Below are 555 nucleotides of genomic sequence, written 5' to 3'. Positions count from 1 at the left end.
CCAAGGTTATTAACCTTAATGCCTTCCTCCTCGCTGAAAGTACTTTACAACCCGAAGGCCTTCTTCATACACGCGGCATGGCTGCATCAGGCTTGCGCCCATTGTGCAATATTCCCCACTGCTGCCTCCCGTAGGAGTCTGGACCGTGTCTCAGTTCCAGTGTGGCTGGTCATCCTCTCAGACCAGCTAGGGATCGTCGCCTAGGTGAGCCATTACCCCACCTACTAGCTAATCCCATCTGGGCACATCCGATGGTGTGAGGCCCGAAGGTCCCCCACTTTGGTCTTGCGACGTTATGCGGTATTAGCTACCGTTTCCAGTAGTTATCCCCCTCCATCGGGCAGTTTCCCAGACATTACTCACCCGTCCGCCACTCGTCACCCAAGAGCAAGCTCTCTGTGCTACCGTTCGACTTGCATGTGTTAGGCCTGCCGCCAGCGTTCAATCTGAGCCATGATCAAACTCTTCAATTTAAAAGTGTTTGATGCTCAATGAATTAAACTTCGTAATGAATTACGTATGTTCACTCGTTGAGACTTGGTATTCATTTATCGT

Annotated in this window: 1 rRNA gene; it reads right to left on the bottom strand. The window is 50.8% G+C overall.

The window, feature by feature from the left end:
- Positions 1 to 473: ribosomal RNA gene (locus KCR01S_RS23665) — 16S ribosomal RNA — on the bottom strand; the annotation flags it as partial.
- Positions 474 to 555 lie beyond the last annotated feature (82 nt).

It is taken from the genome of Kluyvera cryocrescens NBRC 102467 (assembly GCF_001571285.1).
GTDB lineage: Bacteria > Pseudomonadota > Gammaproteobacteria > Enterobacterales > Enterobacteriaceae > Kluyvera > Kluyvera cryocrescens.
Note: the sequence above shows the minus strand (reverse complement) of the source record. Positions and strands in the feature narration are given on the sequence as shown.